This window comes from Spirillospora sp. CA-142024 (genome assembly GCF_050942325.1).
Lineage (GTDB): Bacteria > Actinomycetota > Actinomycetes > Streptosporangiales > Streptosporangiaceae > Spirillospora.
In genome coordinates, this window is sequence record NZ_CP192077.1 from 3041426 (window position 1) to 3061853 (window position 20428).

Consider the following 20428-nt stretch of genomic DNA (forward strand, 5'->3'; position numbering starts at 1 on the left):
CACGATGCAGACCCTTTCCTCCCTCCTCGCCGGCAAGCCCGCGGGGCCGGGCGCCCGCACCTACGCCTCGGTCAACCCGGCCGACCTCGACGACGTGGTGGCGACCGTGGAGCTGGCGGGCCCGGAGACGTTCGCCGAGGCCTGCCGCCAGGCCCGGGAGGCGAGCCGCCGCTGGGCCGCCACCCCGGCGCCGGTGCGCGGCCAGGTGATCGCCAACATCGGACGGCTCGTCGGCGCCAACAAGCGGGCGCTGGCCGCCCTGCTGACCCGGGAGATCGGCAAGCCGGCGGGGGAGGCGCTCGGCGAGATCCAGGAGATCATCGACACCTGCGACTTCTTCCTCGGCGAGGGCCGCAGGCTGTACGGGCAGACCGTGCCGAGCGAGATGCCGGACAAGGAGCTCTACACCTACCGCAAGCCGCTCGGCGTGGCCGCCGTCATCACCGCCGCGAACTTCCCGGCGGCGGTGCCGTCCTGGTACATCGTCCCCGCGCTGCTGTGCGGGAACACGGTGGTGTGGAAACCTGCCGAGCCCGCCGCGGCCGTGGCGGACGCGCTCGCCCAGATCTTCGCGCACGCCGGGGTGCCCGCCGGTGTCGTCCAGCTCGTCCACGCCGACGGGCCCGCCACGTTCGAGGGGCTGTCGCGGGCACTGGAGCAGGGCCTGGTCGACAAGGTCGGGTTCACCGGCTCCACCGAGGTCGGAAGGCGGATCAGCGCGCTGTGCGGCGAGCACCTGCAGTCGCCCTGCCTGGAACTCGGCGGCAAGAACCCCATGGTGGTGGAGCCCGACGCCGACCTCGACCTGGCCGTGCGGGGCGCGGTCTTCTCCGGCTTCGCCACGGCGGGGCAGCGCTGCACCTCCCTCGGGACGGTCTGGGTCCACGACTCGCTGCACGACGAGTTCCTTTGCCGCTTCGCCGACGCCGTCTCGGCCCTGCCCATCGGGGAGCCGAACGCCGAGGTGTTCTACGGCCCGCTCATCGAGCCGCGCTACCTGCCGCGTTTCGAGTCCTACCTCGGGCTCGTGGAGCGGCACCACAAGCTGCACGGCTCCACCGGCACCGGACGCATCACCGCGGACAACCCGCGCGCCGGGTTCACCGGCGACCCGGCCGCCGGCCTGTACTGCCACCCGGCGGTCGTGTCGGGCATCCGGCCGGGCGACGCCCTCTACAGCACCGAGACGTTCGGCCCGCTGGTCGGGCTCGGCCGGTACGGCTCGCTCGACGAGGCGATCGAGTTGGCGAACGGGCACGGCTACGGGCTGTCGGCGGCGATCTACACGCGCGACGTCGCGGCGGCGCACCGGTTCCGGCGGGGCTGCCGGGCCGGGATGATCAGTGTCAACAACTCCACCGTCGGCGCCGAGGCGCACCTGCCGTTCGGCGGGAACGGCCTGTCGGGCAACGGCAGCCGCCAGTCGGGCCAGTGGGTCATCGACCAGTTCACCAGCTGGCAGTCGGTCAACTGGGACTACTCCGGGGTCCTCCAGCGCGCCCAGATGGACGTGGCGGAGGTGACCGTGGACCTCGGCTTCACCCTCCCCGAGGCCGGCCGCCCCACGCCCGCCGGGAACGGCCGATGACGACTGCGGACCGGGTCGGGACGGCCGCCGCCGACCGCGACGAGGAGCTGCCCGTCGTCCCCAGGCGCAGCCCGCTCAACCTGGTCGGCATCGTGGTCATCGGCGTGCTCGGGGCGATGCTCGCGCACACGCTCGTGACCAACGAGAACTTCGAATGGGGCGTCGTCCGGCTCTACCTCAACGCGCAGGCCATCGCCAAGGGGGCGTGGCTCACCGTCGAGCTCACCGCGATCTCCATGGTGCTCGGCGTGCTGCTCGGCATCGTGCTCGCCGTGATGCGGCTGTCGCGGAGCCGGGTGCTGTCCTCGACCTCGTGGGCGTTCGTGTGGTTCTTCCGCGGCACGCCGCTGCTGATCCAGCTCATCTTCTGGTTCAACCTTTCGGCGCTGTTCCCGCGGCTCTCGCTGGGGATCCCGTTCGGCCCCGAGTTCGTCTCCGGCAGCGCCAACGGGTTCATCACCCCGTTCGTCGCCGCCCTGCTCGGGCTGTCGCTGAACGAGGGCGCCTACATGGCCGAGATCGTGCGCGGCGGCCTGCTCAGCATCGACCGCGGCCAGACCGAGGCGGCCCAGGCGATCGGCATGCGGCCCGCCCAGACGCTGCGCCGGATCGTGCTGCCGCAGGCGATGCGGGTGATCGTGCCGCCCACCGCCAACCAGACGGTGTCGATGCTGAAGAACACCTCGCTGGTCAGCGTGCTGGGCGCGGCCGATCTGCTGCACGCCACGCAGATCATCTACTCCCGCACGTACCAGACGGTCCCGCTGCTGATCGTGGCCGCCCTGTGGTACCTCGCGATGACCTCGCTGCTGAGCGTCGGGCAGTACTACCTGGAGCGCTTCTACGGCCGCGGCGATGCGGGCGCGTCCCGGCGCCGCCCCCCGTGGCGCGGGCGGCGGACGATCGTGGAGGAGCCCGCACCGGAGAAGGCGGTGTCACCATGACCGAAACGCGAGCGACCATGAAGTCCGGCGCGCAGACCGCGGCGCGCTCGGGAGGGACGCAGGGCGAGGTGCTGATCCGCGCGCGCGGCGTGCGCAAGTCGTTCGGCCCGCAGGAGGTGCTGAAGGGAATCGACCTGGACGTCGCGTCCGGCGAGGTGTGCTGCATCATCGGCCCGAGCGGATCGGGCAAGTCGACCCTGCTGCGCTGCATCAACCATCTGGAGAAGCTCGACGGCGGCCAGATCCGCGTCGGCGGCGAGCTGATCGGCTACCGCCGGGCGGGCGGGAAGCTGCACGAGCTCTCGGTGAAGCAGGTGGCGCGGCAGCGCGCCGGCATCGGCATGGTCTTCCAGCGCTTCAACCTTTTCCCGCACAAGACCGCGCTGGAGAACGTGATGGAGGGGCCCCGGCAGGTGAAACGCGAGCCCGCCGCCGGCGTCCGCGAACGGGCGCTGGAGCTGCTGGACCGGGTGGGGCTGCGCGACCGGGCCGGAGACTACCCGGCGCAACTGTCCGGCGGGCAGCAGCAGCGGGTGGCCATCGCCCGCGCCCTGGCGATGCGGCCGCAGGTGATGCTCTTCGACGAGCCCACCTCGGCGCTCGACCCGGAGCTGGTCGGCGAGGTGCTGGAGACGATGCGGACGCTCGCCGAGGAGGGCATGACAATGATCATCGTGACCCACGAGATCGGTTTCGCCCGGGAGGTGGCCGACTCGCTGGTCTTCATCGACGACGGCGTGATCGTCGAGCAGGGGCCGCCCCGCGACGTCATCGCCGCGCCCGCGCACGAGCGGACCCGCGCGTTCCTGTCGAAGGTGCTGTGATCGCGATGACCGGATCCATCGACGCCGAGACCGGCGTCATCGGCGTCGGGACGGTGGGCGCCGCCCTGCTGTGGCAGCTCGCGCGCCGCGGCGTGCCGGCCATCGGGTTCGAGCGGTACGCCCCCGGCCACGACCGGGCCGCGGTGGGCGGGGAGAGCCGGCTGTTCCGGGTCGCCTACGCCGAGGGCGCCCGCTACACCGGCCTGCTGCGGCGTGCGCTCGGCCAGTGGCGGGAACTGGAGGCCGCGGCGGGCTTGCCGCTGCTCGGCGCGTGCGGCGGGCTGTCGATCGGCCGCCCCGAGCAGGACTACATCCGGAATCTGCTGGCCAGCGCCCGGGAGTCGGGCACGCCCGTGGAGGTGCTCGACCGTCCCGCCATGCGCGCCCGCTACCCCCAGCACCGCCTGCTGGAGGGCGAGGTCGGGGTGCTGGACGAGCAGGCCGGGTTCCTGCGCTGCGAGGCCGCCGTCGTCGCCGCGGCCGACCAGGCGGAACGGCACGGCGCGCGCGTGCTCCGCCGCACCGAGATCGACGCGGTCGTCGAGCACGACGACCACGTCGAGATCCGCGCGGGCGAGCAGCGGTGGCGGGTGCGCCAGGCGGTGCTGTGCGCCGGATCGTGGACCGGCCGGTTCCTGCCGGACGGCCTGCGGCGGCGGCTGCGGCCGCACCGCCTGCTGCTGACCTGGTTCCTCGCCCGGCGGCCCGAGGAGTACACGCCCGCCCGCTTCCCGATCTTCATCCGGGAGAGCGCGGGCGTCCACCTCTACGGGGCGCCGTCCCTGGACGGCGCCGGCGTCAAGGTGGCGGGCGCCGTCCCCGCCATGCCCGTGCCGGACCCGGACGCGATCGAGCGGCGGCACAGCCCCGACGAGATCGCGGCCGTCTCCGCGGCCGTGGCCGAGCTGCTCCCGGGCCTGCACCCCGATCCGATCCGCGCCGACGCCTTCACCGATCTCTACACCCCCGACGGGGACCCCTTGGTCGGCAGGATCGGCGGCGGTAGGCTCTCGATCGCATCGGGGTTCTCCGGCCGCGGCTTCAAGTACGCCTCCGCGCTGGCCGCGGACGTCGCGGACATGCTGGCGAACGGCACCGGCGCCCCACTGGACTTCATGGCGCCGGAGCGGTTCGCGGCGGGCGACCCGCCGGACCCCGGGAAGGACGGATGAGCACAGTGCCGGGAGGCGGGCGGATCGGCGCGGCTCCGCGGCCGCTGACGGTGCAGCAGTACGTCCTCGCCGAACTGCGCCAGATCATCATCGCCGGGGAGCTGAAGCCGGGCCAGGCGATCAGGCAGGAGTCCCTCGCGGAACGGCTCGGCGTGAGCCGGGCGCCGGTGCGCGAGGCCCTGAAGATCCTGGAGGGCGAGGGCCAGGTCGTGCACCGGCCGCACCACGGCTACATGGTGGCCGAGCTGTCCCTGCCCGACCTGCTGGAGGTCTACCGCATCCGCGCGCTGCTGGAGTCCGACGCGGCGCGGCTGGCCGTCGAGCGGGTCACCGACACCGACCTGGAGCGGATCGTGGCGGCCCAGCACGAGGTCGAGGAGGCCGCGGCGCGCGGCGACCTGCTGACCATGACGGCGGCCAACCGGCGGTTCCACTTCACGATCCTGGAGGCGTCCCGGATGCCGCGGCTGGTCCGCATCATCCGCTCCCTCTGGGATTCCACCGACGCCTACCGCTCGGTCTACTACAACGCGCCGAGCAACCGCGACCTGGTCGAGCACGAGCACGCCGGCATCGTCGACGCGGTCCGCGACCGCGACGGCGACCGGCTGGTGAAGGCACTGGCCGAGCACCGCGACCACGCGGTCGAGGCGCTGCGCCAGATCATCGCCGACGAGAGCTGACCCCCGGGGGCTCGCCCCTCCGTTCGACCGCCCTGCTTCGAGTCCGTCACCCGCGCGGACCGCTGCCGCCTGCCTTCCCACGGAAAAGGACACATGAGCTACGAACCGCTGGAATCCATGGACGAGTGGGGCCCCGAGAAGGTGGTGTGCGTCTCGCATGAGCCCACCGGCATGCGCGGCGTCCTCGTCATCGACAACACCGCCCGCGGGATGGGCAAGGGCGGCACCCGGATGGCGCCCGGCGTGACGGTCGCCGAGGTGGCCCGCCTGGCCCGCAACATGACCTGGAAGTGGGCCGCCGTCGATCTGTTCTACGGCGGGGCCAAAGCGGGCATCCGGTACGACCCGGAGTCCGCCGACAAGGAGGCCGTACTCCGGGCGTTCGCCCGGGCCCTGCACAACGAGGTGCCCGAGGAGTACGTTTTCGGCCTCGACATGGGGCTCACCGAACGCGACGCCGCCGTCGTCCAGGACGAGCTCGGGACGCGTGGCGCCGCCGTCGGGACCCCGGCGGCGCTCGGCGGCCTCCCCTACGACCAGCTCGGCGTGACCGGGTACGGGGTCGCCGAGGCCGCCGACGCCGCCGCCGCGCGGTCCGGGATCTCCGTCGCCGGCGCCCGGGCGGTGATCCAGGGGTTCGGCGCCGTGGGCGCGGCGGCCGCCCGCCGGCTCACCGAGCTCGGCGCCGTCATCGTCGCGGTGTCCACCCGCTTCGGCGCCCTGACCGACCCGGACGGCCTCGACGTGGACCGGCTCCTCCGGCTGCGCACCGAGCACGGCGACGCGCTGGTCAAGGCCTACGGCGGGAGCCCGGAGAACCCCGGCGCGGAGCTGCTGGTCCCCGCCGAGATCCTGGTGCCCGCCGCCACCCAGGACGTGATCGACGCGGACGTGGCGGCCGAGCTGCCCGCGCGCCTCGTGGTGGAGGGCGCCAACCTGCCGACCAGCCCGGACGCGCGGCGGATCCTGGCCGGACGGGGCGTCACCGTCGTCCCGGACGTGATCGCCAACGCGGGCGGGGTGGTGGCGGCCGCCTTCGCCATGGACATGCGCGCGTCCGCGTTCCGGCCGGACGCCGACCAGGTGTTCCGCAGCGTCTCGGAACGGATGCGCGCCAACACCCGGCTCGTCCTCGACGAGACCGCCCGGACCGGCGTCCTTCCCCACGACGCGGCGTACGCGCTCGCCCGAGGACGCGTCCGTGAGGCCATGGCCCTCAAGGGCCGATCCGCCCCCGCCATCCCGGGCTAGCGTTCATGTCCGCCACGTGAAGTTCCGCGTGGAGTCGCTAGAACGGGGTGTGGTTGAAGCCGGTGTAGAGGAGCCAGAGCGCGCCGAACGCCGACTTGGGACGGTCGTTGAAGTCGCCGCGTTCCGGCAGCAGTTCCAGGAGGTCGAGGACGGCGGAGATGTGACCGCATTCCGCGGCGCGCTGGATCAGCTGCTCGATGGGATGCGCGCGCCGCGAGTGCGGAATGCCCTGAAGCCGGGCGTACCCCTTGGCCAGCTCCCGGACGTCCCGGTCGGCCGGCGTCGGTGGCCGGACCGGCGGCGTGCCCTGGCGGGCCAGGTCGGCGAGTTCATCGCCGATCGCCCAGTTGTGGCCGCCCCAGGTCTCCAGCAGGTCGGCCCGTCCGGTCTCGGCCAGGACCGTCAGCACCTCGTAGGGGACGTCCCAGCCGGGCAGGCTCTGGAACTCGCGGGCCAGGTCGAGCCGGCCGGCGCGCAGCAGGTACACCAGCCATTCCGCTTCCGAGTGGAAGCCGGGCTCGGGATGCCCGGCGCGGTCGGCCAGGACGGCGCGCACGAGGTCGTCCCGACCGCACTCCAGCATCGAGTGCATGACGGCCAGGTGGTCCTCCCACGGGTTGGGCTCGACGGTGATGGACGCGCGAGCGCGCCGGAACCACTCCTCGGCGCGGCCCGTCTCGCCCAGCGCCTGGCAGGCCGCGCCGAGCGAGGCCGACTTGTCGGCGTCGAACAGCTTCTGGTCCACCGAGGCGGTCAGCGACCGCGCGAGGGCGAAGGCTGCCCGGGCCGGGCCCGTCCGCCCTGCCCCGGCGAGGATCACGGCGACGTCGGACGCGGCCGCGAGCCGTTCGGCCGGTTCGGGGATGTCCTCGACCAGGACCATCGCGGCATCGGGTCCGCCGTGACGGGCGCGCAGCCGCGCGGCGGCCCGCAGGTGGGTCCCGATGTGGTGGCCCCAACCGTGCCGGTCGAGGTCGGTGAGCGAACTGCGCGCCGCTTCGAACAGGTCGTCCACGCTCGCGGTGTTGCCCGGCGGCCACTCCGTGGGCTCGTCGTCGGCGGCGGACTCCAGCTCGTCGCGGTACTCGCGGAGGAGTTCGCCGTCCTCGGAGCCGAGGACGTCGGCGGCGGTGAGAGCGTCGTCCAGCATGCGAAGCTCCCCCCACCGGACCGGCCAGGAGTGGCGCCGTCCGACACCCCAGGCCAGGAGGGCGTCCAGCGCGTCCTCGCTGCCCGCCGGAGCGATGACGGCGTCGGGCTGGAGGGTCATCGCCCAGTTGTCCTCGTCCAAGGCGAAGATCCGCCCCTCGAACTCCTCGACGAGTTCGCCTTCCACAGGACGCGGGCCCACCGGGACGTACAAGGAGTAGAAGTCGCCGATGACCTCGCCGGTCTCGGCCTTGACGAACTGCATGACCACGTCGTCGAACAGCACCAGCGTGTCGTCGGCGCCCCAGTACACGGCCGCGGCGCCCCCGGCCGGCACCGTCCGGAGCCGCCGGGGGTGCGCCGGGTCGGTGAACGACCAGATCTCGGCGGACCCCTCGATGGTCAGGAAGGCGGCCTGCTCCCCGCCGGGAGCCCAGGCCCAGGCATTGTGGTCACCGTCCCGATCGCCCCACCCCGCATGCGGGGTCTGGGCGCTGAAGACCAAGCGGTCGTCGTCGAAGACGTGGACGCCTCCCGTCTCGGCGGTGCCCGTGGGAGGCGTCAGCACGGCCAGCCGGTTCGTGACGCGGCCGGGTGCCCAGTGCAGCGAGCAGGGCTTGCCGAGCGCGAAGGGACCGCAGCGAATCCGCCCGCTGGACGCGTCGCGCAGGAACAGGCCGCGGCGGGTGACGGCGGCGGCGAGCCGGCCGTCCGGGCTGAGCCTGGCGAGCCTGCCGGGCGCGTACCAGACGACCTCGCGTGTCTCGGCGTCCACGCTGATGGCGTTGGAACCGAACAGGCGCGTGCCGTCCGGCGACCACTCCGGGTCCTCGATCCACTGCCCGACCCTCCAGTCGTCGCCGGGCGTTTCACGCCGGGCGAAGCCGTCCCGGACGGCGTCGGGCAGCCGGCGCGCCATCAGGTACGGGTGATCGGTATCCACATGGTTGGGCAGCCAGCGCAGGCGGCCGCGATCCAGCGGGACGACGCAGCCCTGGAGCCCGCCGTCGCCGTTGGTGCCGCAGTGGTAGTAGACGCTGCGGCCGTCGGGGGAGAGCGCGAACTCCGACGGCCGGGAATTGCCGTCCGACACGTCGATCGTGGCGAGCAGCTCGCCGTCGAACGTCCAGACCCCCACCATGTTCGTCCCGTGGGCCATGGCGAGGCGGGACGAGTCGGCGGACCACTGAATCGTGCCGCCGTAGCCGGGCCACCCGATGCCGCCCTCGATGCGGCGCACGGTGTTGACGCACCGTCCGGTGGCGACCTCCCAGATCTGGAGGACGCCGCCCGCGTCATAGTCGTCACCGCACCAGCTGCCGGTGGCCAGGTAGCGGCCGTCCGGGCTCATCGCGTGGGCGACGATCTCCACGTCGTGGCCGTAGGGGTGCAGGAGCCGCGCCGCACCGGTGTCGATCAGCCGCCGGGTGGCCAGCCGGTGGACGTCGGTCACGCCCTCGGCCCGCTCCAGCTCGGCCAGCCGGGCGCGCAGCGGCGGGACGTCCCGCTCGGGCGCGAAGGCCGACCAGTCGGCCCCGTCCAGGAGTGCGTACAGGCCCGTGCCCTGTGCGCCTGCCAGCTCTGATGCCGACAGGAACGGCCGAGGGCGCGCCGGAGCCGGAGGGGTCACTCCCTCGTCCCGCTCCAGCATGCCGATCAGGGCCTCTTCATCGAAGTACGGCGTGCGGAGCATCTTGTCGGTGCGGGGAATGGGCCCCCGTTCGCCGGGGGCGAGAAAGATGAGGTCCGTCTCCTCGGTCACCTCGTCCGCCACCCGCGCGCCGAGTGCCTCCAGCCGCAGTCTCGCGCCCTCGATCTCCCGGAAGTCGCCGTACAACACGACCGTGCGCCCTAGCAGTTTCATGATCAGGAGACCCTACAGGCGCGAACCGACACCGCCCGCACATCACAGAACCCTCGCGACCGCGGGTTCACCGTCCCTTCGGTCGCCGCGCGGCGAGGGCGGCGGGCTCTGACGCAGGACGCCGTCGTCGGGACGGCCCTGGAGATCACCGAAGGCGGCGGTGATCTTCGCAACGACCTTCGCCGCCTGCCCCGAACGGACCGCAGCCTGCACTCAACGAAAAGTTGAACAGGGACCTCAGCCGGGAGGGGGCGTGGGGGCGGAGCCCCCGCATCGGGGGTCCGGGGGTCGCCCCCCGGGAAGGCGCACCGAAGGACCCCGAGGGGAAGGAGCCAGGGGCTCCGACCATGCGGGGCCGGATCCGTAGGGCGGGCGGGACTCGAACCCGCGACCGGGAGATTATGAGTCTCCTGCTCTGACCAGCTGAGCTACCGCCCCAGGGCGTCCCCCGTGACGGTGGGGGCGTTGCCGGGTGTCATCTTAGCGGCGGCCGTTTCGGGGCGGCCACCGTGAACGGGGATGTCATCCTTCGGATGGGGCGATGTCATACCTGATACCGAGTGACGGGTGCGGGTACCCGTCGGTAGGGTCCGGCGTATGTCGAGACGCATCTTCGTCCTTGGTCCTGTGCTGCTGGCGCTGGTGTTCGCCGGCGCGTGTGGTGGTGGCGGATCCGGGAAGAAGGCGGATTTCGACGCCGCGCAGACGCTGCGGCAGGCGGCGCAGGCCATGGGGGGCCTGAAGAGCGCCGCGTTCACGCTGAAGTCGGACGGCCGGACTCCGGTGCTCGTGAAGAGCGGTGACATGAAGCTGCTGCGCGGCGGGGACGCGCAGGGGACGCTGACGATCGAGCAGCAGGGCCAGAACGTGGAGATGAAGGTCGTCGCGGTGGGCGACAGCATCTATCTGGACGCCGGGACGGGCGGCTGGCGGAAGCTGCCGAAGGCGCTGGCGGCGCGGGTGTACGACCCGTCGGCGGTGCTCGATCCGCAGCGGGGGATCGCGAAGCTGCTGACGTCGGCGCGGTCGCCGCGCCCGGAGGCGGTGGAGAAGGTGGACGGCAAGGACACCTACCGGGTGGCCGCGAAGCTCCCGAAGGAGCAGGTCGCGGGCCTCATTCCGGGTATCAACGACGACATGGACGGTCAGGTCTGGGTGAACCGGGCCGATCATCGGCTGGTGAAGGTGCGGGGGGCGTTCCCGGAAGGGCAGGGCGCGGTGGTGATCTCGTTCACCGGGTTCGACGCCCCCTACAAGATCAGCGCGCCGAAGTGAGGGAGCGTCGCCGGGTCGCGATCGGGGCCGGCGGCGCGGTGGTGCTGCTGGCCGCGCTGGACGCCTATGTCGTCACCACGATCCTGGTGCCGATCGTGAAGGATCTCGGGATTCCGGTGAACCGGCTGGAGCGGGTGACGCCGGTCCTGACGGGGTTCCTGCTGGGGTACGTGGCGGCGATGCCGCTGCTCGGGCAGTTGTCGGACCGGTTCGGGCGGCGGCCGCTGCTGCAGGCGTGCCTGGTGTTCTTCGCCGTGGGGTCGGTGGTGACGGCGCTGGCGCACGACGTCCCGGTGCTGACGGCGGGACGGGTGGTGCAGGGTGTGGCGGGCGGCGCGCTGCTGCCGGTGACGATGGCGCTGGCCGGTGACCTGTGGGACGAGCGGCAGCGGCCGGTGGTGCTGGGCGCGGTGGGGGCGGCGCAGGAGCTGGGCAGCGTGCTCGGCCCGCTGTACGGGGCGGGTGTCGCGGCGGCGCTCGGCTGGCGGGCGATCTTCTGGATCAACCTGCCGCTGGTGGTGGCGGCGATGGCGGCCGTCCAGTACGCGGTGCCGGGCGGACGCCGGGAGGGGCCGCGGCCGGGCGTCGACGTCGTCGGCGGGCTCCTGCTGGCCCTCGGTCTGGGGTTGCTGGTCGCGGCCGTCTACAACCCGGAGCCGGAGAAGGCGGCGCTGCCGTCGTGGGGGCCGCCCATGCTGGGTGCGGGCGCCGCAGGCCTCGTGCTGTTCGTCTTCTGGGAGATCAGGTCCGGGACGCGGCTGCTGGACCTGTCGGGCGTCCGGCGCGGGCCGCTGCTGGCGACGCTGGGCGTGAGCCTGCTGTCGGGTGCGGCGCTGATGGTGACGCTCGTGGACGTCGTCCTGGTCGCGCAGACCGTCCTGCACAAGGACGCCACGGAGGGCGCGCTGCTGCTGACCCGGTTCCTGGTGGCGCTGCCGGTCGCGGCGGTGGTGGGCGGCCTGATCGCCAAGCGGGTGGGGGAGCGGTGGCCCATGGTCGCCGGCATGGCGGTCTCCGCGGGGGGCTACCTGCTGATCGCGAGCTGGCCGGCCGACCTGGCGAACGCCTCGTACGGGCCGCTGCCGAGGATGGACGCCGATCTCGTGGTGACCGGCCTCGGTCTCGGCCTGGTGATCGCGCCGGTGTCGTCGGCGGTGCTGGGGTTCGTCCCGGCGGCGCGGCACGGCGTCGCGTCGGCGGCGGTGGTCGTGGCGCGGATGATGGGGATGCTGCTCGGCATCTCGGCCCTGACGGCGTGGGGGTTCCACCGTTTCCACGCGCTGACGGCGGACTTGAAGCCGCCGCTGCCGTTCCTGATGTCGAAGGGCGAGTTCGCGCGCCGGATGGAGGTCTACAACGCGGCGCTGCAGGACGCGCTGCGCACCGAGTACCGGGAGATCTTCTGGATCACCGCGGGGATGTGCGTCCTCGGGGCGCTGCTGGCGCTGGGCACCGGGACGCGGCGGAGCCGCGAAGACCCGGCCGGCGGCCGGATTCGGTCATCGACCGGGCATATCGGGCCCACGTCGGCACATGATTCGGGCAGACCCGATGTGCCGATCAACGAACGCGGGAATATTCTGAGAAAAGACGGCTAATGGCCTCTTGCCGGGAGGGCACTCCCCGGGGAGGTGAGAGCAGATGCGCAGGTCCGGCATCGGCCGCGGAGGCACGCCGCTCGTCAGGCTGCGCCGGCGACTCGGCTGGGAGCACAACGAGCTGCGCCGCCGTGTCGACCGCGTCCAGCGGCTCATCGCCCTCGGGCTCCTCCTGGTGCTGCTCGGTGTCGCGCCGCCGCTCGCGGCCTGGACGGCGTCCTGGTCCTATTCCGCGGGGAAGACCGCGGAGCACGCGGAGCGGGCGGACCGCCACCAGGTGGTCGCCACGGTCACCTCGACGGGCGGCATAGGTTCCTCCGGCGACCGCTACATCCACGAGACCGTCCAGGCCAGCTGGCCGGGCGCGGGCGGCAAGTCCCGCATCGGGACGCTGCCGAGCTGGAAGAACGCGAAGGTCGGCGCGCACCGGACGATCTGGGTGGACCGGCAGGGCGACCCGACCGTCCGTCCCCGGCCGCACAGCCGCACCGTGACGGACGCCGCCTACGCGGCCGGCGCCACCGTGCTCGGCTGCGCGCTGCCCCTCCTGTTCGTGTACGCCCTCGTCCGCCGCCGCTGCGACCGGCACCGCGACGACCTGTGGGAAGCCGACTGGGCGCGCATGGACTCCGCCGGCCACAACCCGCGGTCCTGACGCCCCTCAGGGGGCGAGGAGGGCGCGGGCCGTCTGGATCAGGGCGGCGTTGTCGGCGGCGGGGGAGCCGTCCGGAAGGTCGAGGGTGTCCTCCAGCCCGATGCGCACGTCCAGGTTCAGCCGGACGGCGAGGCGCAGCACGGGCCAGGCACCGCCGTCCTCGCCGTGCAGCAGGATCGGGCGGGAGAGGTGCGTGCCGAGCTCGTGCAGGAGCGCTTTGGCCGCGCCGGTCGCGGTCTCCGGGTCGGTGTCGGTGACCTCCGCGAGGATCCGCAGCACGTGGTGGGCGTGCGGCCAGCGCAGGAACCGCTCCGCGGCCCCGGTGCCGGAGAAGATCCCCGCCTCGATGGCGACGCCGCGTTCGAACAGCGCCTCGGCGACCAGCTCGGCGCCCTCCTCGTGGAAGTTCACCGACGCGTGGTCGGGCAGGACCGTCCAGGAGCGGATCAGCGCGGCGCGCTCGACCGGGTCGGGCTCGGTCCAGGCGCCGGTGGTCACGCCGACGCGGATGGACGGGGTCGCCACGCGGACGGCGGTGACGGTCTCGGCGACATGGAACGCCTCCAGCGTGTCGGCCCCCGCGTCGTCCTTCGGATGCAGGTGCGCGTCCTCCGCGCCGACGTCCACGGCGGCGCGGACCGCCGCGGCGATCTCGTCCGGGGACGTGGGCACGCCCTCGGCCCGGCTTCCGTTCGGGCAGACCTGGAGCATGGACCGATCCTCTCAGGTGCTGGTCAGGGCGTGATGACGCAGGGTGCCCCGCCGCACACGTCCACGACCGTGCCGGTCTTGAGGAACGTCGCCTTCTGCCTGCGGGCGCCGGCGTCGTTGCGCGGGTACCGAGGACGGCCGCGGCGGACGTCGGGGGAGACGGCCGTGGGCGCGCCGCCTATGATCCCGCCCGCCGTTGACCCCGAACCCGCAGGCGACGCGCGAGAAGACCGCTTGGCTCTTGCGGCTCTCCCCGGCGACATGCCCGCAGGCGTTACAGGTCCGTGACGTGTTACGCGGATCGATCTTCACCACGCGTCCGGGCGCCTTGTCCTCCAGCCGCCGCACCAGAGCGCACCACCCGTTGGCCAGGATGCCCCGGTTCAGCCCGGCCTTCTGCCGCACGTTGTGGCCCGGCGCCTCCATCGTCCCGCGCGCAGACCGCGTCATCCCCGCGATGTTGAGATCCTCGACGCCGATCACGTCGAACCGGCGGGCCAGATCGGTGGAGGTCTTCTCGACCCAGTCCTTGCGCCGGTCGGTCTCCCGGGCCCGCAGCCGGGCGATCGCGGCCTTGACCCTGGCCCGCCGCCTGGACCCCGGCCGGGCGCGGGCGAGTCTGCGCAGCAGCCGCTCCAGCCGGACCCGCTCACCGGCCCGCAGGCCAGGCGCACTGAGCAGGTCGCCGGTCGACAGCGCAGTACTGACCGCCACGCCCCGGTCCACCCCCACGACGTTGCCCGTGCCGGGTGCGGGGATGGGGTCGGGGATCGCGGCGAACGCCACATGCCAGCGCCCCGCCCGGTCCAGGGTGACCCGGAATGTTCTGGCGCCGTTGGGGACGGGCCGGGACCAGCGGAACCGCACCCACCCCACCTTCGGGATCTTCACCTGACCCACCCCCCGGGAGACGCGCCGCACGTCGCCGGGTTTGACCGCCACGATCCGGAACCCCTCATGCCGTCCGGCCTTACGCCAGGTGGGACGCCGGTGGGTACCGGCGAATAAATTGCTCATGGCTTGGTGGAAGTCCTTGAGCGCCTGCTGCTGCACCGCCGCCGACCCCGCCCGCAGCCAGGCGAACTCCGCCCTGGCCTGCGTCAACTGGCGGCACTGCTCGGCGAACCCCGGCGCCGACCGGCGGCCCGGCCGCCAGCAGGCATGCTGCTCCACAGCCAGGTTCCAGACGAATCGGGCGTGCCTGCAATGCTGCAGGAGCGCTTGCTCTTGCGCGGGAGTCAGCTGCAGACGGTAGTGGGACATGCCCGGAAAGCTACCGGCCGCCACCGACAAAACCCGGACCGACAAAACCCGGAGAACGTCATGCTGCACCGTGTCGCGTTTCCTCCCCGCCATGAAGGGCGGGGCCTCCACGCTGAAGGCAACAGGTAAAGCCGATCGGCGCGGCGCCCGTGCGGGCCAGGTCGACGCCGGGGACCAGGCTGAGCAGCATCGAGCCGGGCGAGAAGCCGTCCGCGCGGTTCCACTCGTCCGGCGGCACCGGGACGCCGAGCGCGTTCTTCAGCGTCGTGCGCAGGTGGGCGCGGCGGCCCGTCGCCGTGCCGCCGTCCGCGACCGTGTACCAGTCGTTCGGGAAGGGCAGCAGGCACGCGGCCGGGTCGATCGGGTCGCAGCCGTCGCCGGTGTCCGCAGCGGCGACGGGCATGGCGGCCGGCGGGAAAGCCGGGGCGGTCAGGAGGGCGAGGGACGCGGCGAGCGCCGCGAACCCCGACAGGGTGCGCTGGGGGAGACGCGAGGTCCACCTCCGGATGATCCGCCGTGCTTCGGGATCGTTCAGCGAGATCTTGGTCTCGCGCGGGCCGTGGATCAATGGGCGTCCGGAACCGGCCATGCAGAGCCCGCCCCGGGGTGATGTTGCCGCGCCGTTAAATCTTGCGGCGTGACGGTTTCGTGTCCGGGACGGGGGATGATCCGGAGTCGATCTCGGGTGATAGTAGGCGCATCGCCTGGTTCATCGTCCGAAAGGAACGTTCCATGAAGGCCGTCCCCGTCATCGACCTGACCCCCTGGTTCCACGGCGATGAGGGGGAGCGCGCCGCGGTGGCCGCCCGGGTGGACGCGGCGCTGAGCGAGATCGGCTTCCTGGTGATCACCGGGCACGGCGTGCCGGCCGCGGACCGGGCCGCGATCCGCGCCGCCGCCAAGCGGTTCTTCGCCCTGCCGGAGGAGACCAAGCGCGCGTACGCGGTGACGGTGGGGGAGCGGGGCTGGCTGCCGCCCGGCGTCGAGGCCAACGGGTACGCCGAGGGCACGGAGACGCCGCCCGACCTGAAGGAGACGTTCGCGGTCGGCGCCGACCGCCGCATCGGCGACCCGGTGTTCGACGACGAGTGGTTCCTGCCGAACGTGTGGCCCGGCGAGGTCCCGGAGCTGGAACCGCTGCTCACCGGCTACCTCGCCCGGATGAAGGACCTGTCGGACGAGCTGCTGAGGCTCTGCGCCGCCGCGCTCGGGCTGCCGGACGGCTTCTTCACCGGACGCGCCGGCCATCCGTCCTTCACCCTCAACATCAACCGGTACCCGCCGATGTCGCAGCTCGGGGAGCCGGAGCCGGGGCAGTTCCGGATCGGCCCGCACACCGACTTCGGCACCGTCACCGTCCTGGACCGGCAGGACGGCGTCGGCGGCCTCCAGGTGTACTCCGCCGAGGCGGGGTGGGTGGACGCCCCCTGGGTCGAGGACTCCTTCACGATCAACGTCGGCGACCTGCTCGCCCACTGGACGGGCGGACGCTGGACGTCCAACCGGCACCGCGTCCTGCCGCCCGACCCGAGCGCGCCCGACGAGGAGCTCGTGTCGCTGGTGTTCTTCTACGAGTGCGACCCGGACGCGCGCATCGAGCCGCTCGCCCCGCCGGCCGGGCGGTCGGCCGGAGGCGGGCCGGTCCGCGCCCACGAGTTCCTGCTCGAACGCCTCAACGCCATCACCATCGGCTGACCCCTGCTCTGGACGAACTCCTGCACCTGATGTACCCCCGCATCTGAGAGGCCCCCATGACCGAGACCAGGGAACCGCGGGACGTCGCCGGCATCGTCGTCCGGGAGGGCGAGTACGGCGACCGGGTGGCCGCCGTCGAGCCGGGCGGCGCCGGATTCATCCCGCTCGACCAGCGGCACGGCCGGCCGCGCAAGCTGTTCTGGACGTGGGCCTCGCCCAACCTGGAGTTCGCGACGATCTTCCTCGGGGTGCTCGCCGTCGCCGCGTTCGGGCTGACGTTCTGGCAGGCCACCGCGGCGATCGTCGCCGGGACGGCGCTCGGCTCGGTGACCCACGGCGTGCTGTCGGCGCGCGGCCCCCGCTACGGCGTCCCGGAGATGGTGCTCGGACGCGTCCCGTTCGGGCACCGGGGGAACGCGCTGCCGTCCACGATCAACTCGATCGCGGGCGGCGTGGGCTGGTTCGCGGTCAACAGCGTCAGCGGCTCGCTCGCCCTGAACACGCTGACCGGGCTGCCGAAGCCGCTGTGCCTGGCCGTGGTGGTCGCGCTCCAGGCGGGCGTCGCGTTCTTCGGGCACAACCTCGTCCACACCTACGAGCGGTACGCGTTCCCGGTGCTCGCGGTCGTCTTCGCCGTCGCGTCCGTGATCATCCTGGCCAAGGCCGACTTCGGCGCGCCCGCCCCCGCGGGCTCGGGGCCGGGCGGCGTCGGGGCGTTCCTCATCGTGGTGGGGGCGAGCTTCGGATACGCGGCCGGCTGGAACCCCTACGCGGCCGACTACACCCGCTACCTGCCGCCCGGCACGAGCCCGCGCGCGGCCGGGCTGTCGGCGGGGCTCGGCATCTTCGCCGGCTGCACCGTCCTGCAGATCGTCGGCGCGGCGTCGGTCACTCTCGGGGGCAAGGCCCTCGCGGACCCGACCGGCGCGTTCACCGGCCACCTGCCGTCGCTCGTCGCGAACCTCACCCTGCTCGTCATCACGATCGGCGCGATCGGTGCCAACGCGATCAACATCTACTCCGGCTCGATGTCGTTCGTCGCGACGGGCATCAGGCTGCCGCTGCCGGTGGGCCTGCAGCGCGCCCTGGTCGCGCTGGGGTTCGGCGCGGTCGGGCTCGTCGTCGCCTACTTCGGCCTGGACGACGCCGGCCACGACTACGAGGCGTTCCTGCTGGTCATCGCCTACTGGATCGGGCCGTGGCTGGGCGTCGTCCTCGCCGACATGCTGCTGCGCCGCCGCTCCCCGGCCCCGGACGAGGCGCTGGAGCGGATGATGTTCGACACCCGCCACCGCAGCTGGGCGGGCCCGGCGGCGATGGCGGCGGCCATGGTCATCTCGGTCTGGCTGTTCTCGAACCAGGAGAAGTACGTCGGCATGGTCCCGGACGCTCACCCGTCGTTCGGCGACATCACGTTCGCGGCCGGGTTCGTCCTCGCCGCCGTCCTCTACCTGGTGTTGCGCAAGGTGCCCGGGTTCCGCGCGAACGGCTGACCGGTCGTGCGCTTGTCCGCCGCGGACGGGCCGTGGGAGCGGAGGACGACCGGGACGCGCAGCACGTCCCCGATCGTCTCCGCCGACGGCCCGAACGGCGCGTAGACGGGGCGTGCCCTGAGCAGGCGCGCGGTCAGGGCGGCCTGGCGGTCCAGGTCGGGCGGGCCCGTCTCCAGCCGCTCGACCCGTCCGGCGTCCATGTCGTAGGACAGGCAGACACGCAGGTCTGGACGTGCCCCCGCTACATCCAGGTGCGTGACCGCCAGGCCGTCCACGCCGCCCGTCACGTCCAGCGCGTACCGGAGCGCGACGGCGTCGAGGTGGCCGACGCGGAACGCGCCCTGCCAGCGTCCCGTGCGGTTGTGCGGATCGGGGAGGTCCGCGGTCAGCGCCGGGTCCTCGGTGACGAACGGCCCGGGGCCGTGGCGGGTCGCGTACGCGCGCAGCACCCCGAGCCGCGCCGCGGACTCGCCCGCCTCGGCCAGCAGCGTCTCCGCGTTGGCGAACGTGGTCGTCGACCAGGTCGTGTACGGGTGGAAGCCGTGCCACTCGTCCAGCAGGACGCCCTGGGCGCCCTCGAACACCACGTTCCCGGTGCGGAGCAGGCCGTGGAGGTGCTCGGCGCCGACGATCCGGACACGTCCGGCGAAGGCGGTGAAGGCGTCGGCGCAGGCGTCGACGCCGGGGACGTCTCCGCCGTCCGGGAACGTGTCGCGGTACCAGTCGCGGACGGCGGCGAGCCGGCGCCGCAGCCGCGAGGGCGACAGGCAGTCGCCGACGCGCGGCGCGTCGGCGTGCGCGAGGGCGTAGGACGCCGTCTCGCCGATGCCCATTCCGCACGACCCGTGCCGGGCCGCGCCGCGCGCCGACTCGCGCGCGTGGTTGGCGGCCCGGTGGTACGGCGTCGTCAGCGGCGCGTCCCGGTCGGCGGTGAGCCGGTCGAGGGCGTCGCCGGCGCCCAGCGACCGCAGGTGGTCCGCCTCGGCGGCGAGCGCGAGCGGGTCGACGAGCATGAACCGCGACAGGTGGGTCCGGACGCCCGGCGTGAACGTCCCCGAGCCGAACTGGGCGAACGTGTGGTGCCGCCCGCCGGACGCGACGACGTTGTGCGCCGCCTGGGCGCCGCCGTTGAACCGGACGACCGCGGCCACCCCTTGCTCACCGGCGGGTCCGGAGAGTCGGCCGCCCAGACCGGCAGGTGTCGCGGAGCAGAGGTAGTCGACGACCGTGCCCTTGCCCGCGTCCCCGTAGCCGAGGTCGACGACGATCACGTGGCCCATGGTCAGAGGCGGGTCGTCCTGGACGGGCCGTCCCCGTCCAGGCCCGGCGGGGTGGAGGAGACGGCGACCGGTGCGCGGGACGCGTCCAGCCGGGCGAGCGCGCGCGACACCGAGGCGCCGGCGTCCGAACCGGCCTCCGCGAGGTGCTCCAGGCCCTCGCCCAGGTCGATGGCGTCCTCGGCGAGGCCGATGGTCAGCGCGATCGTCTCGCAGACCGCGTCCAGGTCGTCCAGGTAGAGGACGTTCTGGCCGAGCAGCCCCTGCCAGAAGTCCTTCAGCTCGCGGCTGCCGGCGTGGTAGGCGCCCTCCGGGATGATGAAGTACACGTCGTACATCCGCTGGAGCTCGCGGACGGTCCCGGCGACCGGGACGTCCTCGTCCGGCTCGCCGCCGATGATCCCGGCGATCTCGCGCCGCTTGACCTGCGGGTAGGCCAGCTCGTCACCGATCATGAACAGGTAGCCGCGCCTGCCGCGCTTCTCGAAGCAGTCGATCGAGGTGTGCCGGGCCATGAAGTACATCGCCAGCTCGTAGGACTCGCGCATCTGGCCGCCGCCCCCGCCTTCGAGCAGGATCTTGCCGAGGTCGTCGTCCATCCGGTTGTCGGCCTCGAACTGCCCGATCTGCAGCGGCGCCCGGTCGCAGGTCGCGTCGCCGACCGCGCCGAACAGGATGTGCGGGTGCTCGACGTACCCCTTGCGCAGCAGCAGCCCGAGCAGGTCGGGCAGCTTGGTCTGCAGCGTCCGCGGCACGGTCCCCATCGAGCCGGTCACGTCGAACAGGACCCCGATCGCCAGTGACTCGGGGTGGTCGCCCGAGTCCCGGCTCTCCCTGGCGGTCACGCCGCGGGGGTCGAGGTCGGGATGGACGGCGGTGGCGCCGCCGTCGGAGTAGGCGAACGCGCTGGCGCCGGTGGACGCGCGATAGCTCGCGCCGGCGGCGTAGACGTCGGTGGACCAGTTTCCGCTTCCCATGATCTCTCT

At 73.0% G+C, this 20428-nt stretch carries 18 protein-coding genes and 1 tRNA gene; 11 read left to right on the top strand and 8 right to left on the bottom strand.

Annotation, left to right across the window (positions count from 1 at the left end):
- Window positions 1–4 precede the first annotated feature (4 nt).
- The 6 genes from ACQPZP_RS14810 to ACQPZP_RS14835 all read left to right on the top strand — a co-directional run bounded on the left by ACQPZP_RS14810 (window position 5) and on the right by ACQPZP_RS14835 (window position 6462).
- Window positions 5–1588: an aldehyde dehydrogenase family protein gene (locus ACQPZP_RS14810; protein WP_433478186.1), complete on the top strand. Its 1584-nt coding sequence runs from the start codon at window positions 5–7 to the stop codon at window positions 1586–1588.
- The gene (locus ACQPZP_RS14815) at window positions 1585–2532 is read left to right on the top strand and encodes an amino acid ABC transporter permease (protein WP_433478187.1); all 948 of its coding nucleotides are present in this window, start codon (window positions 1585–1587) and stop codon (window positions 2530–2532) included. The genes ACQPZP_RS14810 and ACQPZP_RS14815 overlap by 4 nt, the downstream gene beginning before the upstream one ends.
- Window positions 2529–3356: an amino acid ABC transporter ATP-binding protein gene (locus ACQPZP_RS14820; RefSeq protein WP_433478188.1), complete on the top strand. Its 828-nt coding sequence runs from the start codon at window positions 2529–2531 to the stop codon at window positions 3354–3356. The genes ACQPZP_RS14815 and ACQPZP_RS14820 overlap by 4 nt, the downstream gene beginning before the upstream one ends.
- A 5-nt stretch (window positions 3357–3361) precedes the next feature.
- On the top strand, window positions 3362–4528 hold the full coding sequence (solA, locus tag ACQPZP_RS14825; protein WP_433478189.1) for an N-methyl-L-tryptophan oxidase: 1167 nt from the start codon (window positions 3362–3364) through the stop codon (window positions 4526–4528).
- Window positions 4525–5211 carry a GntR family transcriptional regulator gene (locus tag ACQPZP_RS14830; RefSeq protein WP_433478190.1) on the top strand — a complete coding sequence of 229 codons (687 nt, stop codon included), beginning with the start codon at window positions 4525–4527 and terminating at the stop codon, window positions 5209–5211. Before solA ends, ACQPZP_RS14830 begins: the two co-directional genes overlap by 4 nt.
- 93 nt (window positions 5212–5304) lie before the next feature.
- A complete protein-coding gene (locus tag ACQPZP_RS14835) occupies window positions 5305–6462 on the top strand; it encodes a Glu/Leu/Phe/Val family dehydrogenase (protein WP_433478191.1) in 1158 nt (385 codons plus the stop codon).
- Between the two features lie 37 nt (window positions 6463–6499).
- On the opposite strand, the gene ACQPZP_RS14840 is transcribed toward ACQPZP_RS14835, so the two are convergent.
- From ACQPZP_RS14840 to ACQPZP_RS14850, 3 genes are all read right to left on the bottom strand, one after another.
- The gene (locus ACQPZP_RS14840; protein ID WP_433478192.1) at window positions 6500–9475 is read right to left on the bottom strand and encodes a WD40 repeat domain-containing protein; all 2976 of its coding nucleotides are present in this window, start codon (window positions 9473–9475) and stop codon (window positions 6500–6502) included.
- Between the two features lie 42 nt (window positions 9476–9517).
- Window positions 9518–9688 (bottom strand): hypothetical protein, encoded by a 171-nt coding sequence (locus ACQPZP_RS14845; protein ID WP_433478193.1) that lies wholly within the window; start codon window positions 9686–9688, stop codon window positions 9518–9520.
- Window positions 9689–9839: 151 nt separating this feature from the next.
- Window positions 9840–9913 (bottom strand) — tRNA-Ile (locus tag ACQPZP_RS14850).
- Window positions 9914–10072: 159 nt separating this feature from the next.
- Between ACQPZP_RS14850 and ACQPZP_RS14855 the strand changes: the two genes are divergently transcribed.
- The 3 genes from ACQPZP_RS14855 to ACQPZP_RS14865 are packed head-to-tail and all read left to right on the top strand — an operon-like array spanning window position 10073 to window position 13003.
- Window positions 10073–10750, top strand: a complete 678-nt coding sequence (locus ACQPZP_RS14855; RefSeq protein WP_433478194.1) for an LppX_LprAFG lipoprotein — start codon at window positions 10073–10075, stop codon at window positions 10748–10750.
- Window positions 10747–12348: an MFS transporter gene (locus tag ACQPZP_RS14860; protein ID WP_433478195.1), complete on the top strand. Its 1602-nt coding sequence runs from the start codon at window positions 10747–10749 to the stop codon at window positions 12346–12348. Before ACQPZP_RS14855 ends, ACQPZP_RS14860 begins: the two co-directional genes overlap by 4 nt.
- A gap of 43 nt (window positions 12349–12391) precedes the next feature.
- A complete protein-coding gene (locus tag ACQPZP_RS14865; RefSeq protein ID WP_433478196.1) occupies window positions 12392–13003 on the top strand; it encodes an Rv1733c family protein in 612 nt (203 codons plus the stop codon).
- Between the two features lie 6 nt (window positions 13004–13009).
- On the opposite strand, the gene ACQPZP_RS14870 is transcribed toward ACQPZP_RS14865, so the two are convergent.
- The 3 genes from ACQPZP_RS14870 to ACQPZP_RS14880 are packed head-to-tail and all read right to left on the bottom strand — an operon-like array spanning window position 13010 to window position 15566.
- On the bottom strand, window positions 13010–13714 hold the full coding sequence (locus ACQPZP_RS14870; protein ID WP_433478197.1) for a 3-keto-5-aminohexanoate cleavage protein: 705 nt from the start codon (window positions 13712–13714) through the stop codon (window positions 13010–13012).
- 12 nt (window positions 13715–13726) lie between these two features.
- Window positions 13727–14977, bottom strand: coding sequence for an RNA-guided endonuclease InsQ/TnpB family protein (locus tag ACQPZP_RS14875; protein ID WP_433478198.1), 1251 nt, complete (start codon window positions 14975–14977; stop codon window positions 13727–13729).
- A gap of 58 nt (window positions 14978–15035) precedes the next feature.
- The gene (locus ACQPZP_RS14880; RefSeq protein WP_433478199.1) at window positions 15036–15566 is read right to left on the bottom strand and encodes a hypothetical protein; all 531 of its coding nucleotides are present in this window, start codon (window positions 15564–15566) and stop codon (window positions 15036–15038) included.
- A gap of 143 nt (window positions 15567–15709) precedes the next feature.
- Here ACQPZP_RS14880 and ACQPZP_RS14885 point away from each other — a divergent pair, with 143 nt between their 5' ends.
- Together ACQPZP_RS14885 and ACQPZP_RS14890 are read left to right on the top strand one after the other, a co-directional pair.
- The gene (locus ACQPZP_RS14885) at window positions 15710–16672 is read left to right on the top strand and encodes an isopenicillin N synthase family dioxygenase (protein ID WP_433478200.1); all 963 of its coding nucleotides are present in this window, start codon (window positions 15710–15712) and stop codon (window positions 16670–16672) included.
- A 56-nt stretch (window positions 16673–16728) separates the two neighbouring features.
- Complete coding sequence (locus tag ACQPZP_RS14890) at window positions 16729–18165, top strand: purine-cytosine permease family protein (protein WP_433478201.1); 1437 nt, start codon at window positions 16729–16731, stop codon at window positions 18163–18165.
- Here ACQPZP_RS14890 and ACQPZP_RS14895 read toward each other — a convergent pair.
- Together ACQPZP_RS14895 and ACQPZP_RS14900 are read right to left on the bottom strand one after the other, a co-directional pair.
- Window positions 18120–19445: an adenylosuccinate synthetase gene (locus ACQPZP_RS14895; protein ID WP_433478202.1), complete on the bottom strand. Its 1326-nt coding sequence runs from the start codon at window positions 19443–19445 to the stop codon at window positions 18120–18122. The genes ACQPZP_RS14890 and ACQPZP_RS14895 overlap by 46 nt on opposite strands.
- A gap of 2 nt (window positions 19446–19447) precedes the next feature.
- Window positions 19448–20419, bottom strand: a complete 972-nt coding sequence (locus tag ACQPZP_RS14900) for a hypothetical protein (RefSeq protein ID WP_433478203.1) — start codon at window positions 20417–20419, stop codon at window positions 19448–19450.
- Window positions 20420–20428 lie beyond the last annotated feature (9 nt).

Excerpts from the sequence above, each read along its gene's own strand:
- ACQPZP_RS14810 (WP_433478186.1), top strand. The coding sequence starts at position 5 with ATGCAGACCCTTTCCTCCCTCCTCGCCGGCAAGCCCGCGGGGCCGGGC.
- ACQPZP_RS14815 (WP_433478187.1), top strand. The coding sequence starts at position 1,585 with ATGACGACTGCGGACCGGGTCGGGACGGCCGCCGCCGACCGCGACGAG.
- ACQPZP_RS14820 (WP_433478188.1), top strand. The coding sequence starts at position 2,529 with ATGACCGAAACGCGAGCGACCATGAAGTCCGGCGCGCAGACCGCGGCG.
- solA (WP_433478189.1), top strand. The coding sequence starts at position 3,362 with ATGACCGGATCCATCGACGCCGAGACCGGCGTCATCGGCGTCGGGACG.
- ACQPZP_RS14830 (WP_433478190.1), top strand. The coding sequence starts at position 4,525 with ATGAGCACAGTGCCGGGAGGCGGGCGGATCGGCGCGGCTCCGCGGCCG.
- ACQPZP_RS14835 (WP_433478191.1), top strand. The coding sequence starts at position 5,305 with ATGAGCTACGAACCGCTGGAATCCATGGACGAGTGGGGCCCCGAGAAG.
- ACQPZP_RS14840 (WP_433478192.1), bottom strand. The coding sequence starts at position 9,475 with ATGAAACTGCTAGGGCGCACGGTCGTGTTGTACGGCGACTTCCGGGAG.
- ACQPZP_RS14855 (WP_433478194.1), top strand. The coding sequence starts at position 10,073 with ATGTCGAGACGCATCTTCGTCCTTGGTCCTGTGCTGCTGGCGCTGGTG.
- ACQPZP_RS14865 (WP_433478196.1), top strand. The coding sequence starts at position 12,392 with ATGCGCAGGTCCGGCATCGGCCGCGGAGGCACGCCGCTCGTCAGGCTG.
- ACQPZP_RS14870 (WP_433478197.1), bottom strand. The coding sequence starts at position 13,714 with ATGCTCCAGGTCTGCCCGAACGGAAGCCGGGCCGAGGGCGTGCCCACG.
- ACQPZP_RS14875 (WP_433478198.1), bottom strand. The coding sequence starts at position 14,977 with ATGTCCCACTACCGTCTGCAGCTGACTCCCGCGCAAGAGCAAGCGCTC.
- ACQPZP_RS14880 (WP_433478199.1), bottom strand. The coding sequence starts at position 15,566 with ATGGCCGGTTCCGGACGCCCATTGATCCACGGCCCGCGCGAGACCAAG.
- ACQPZP_RS14885 (WP_433478200.1), top strand. The coding sequence starts at position 15,710 with ATGAAGGCCGTCCCCGTCATCGACCTGACCCCCTGGTTCCACGGCGAT.
- ACQPZP_RS14890 (WP_433478201.1), top strand. The coding sequence starts at position 16,729 with ATGACCGAGACCAGGGAACCGCGGGACGTCGCCGGCATCGTCGTCCGG.
- ACQPZP_RS14895 (WP_433478202.1), bottom strand. The coding sequence starts at position 19,445 with ATGGGCCACGTGATCGTCGTCGACCTCGGCTACGGGGACGCGGGCAAG.
- ACQPZP_RS14900 (WP_433478203.1), bottom strand. The coding sequence starts at position 20,419 with ATGGGAAGCGGAAACTGGTCCACCGACGTCTACGCCGCCGGCGCGAGC.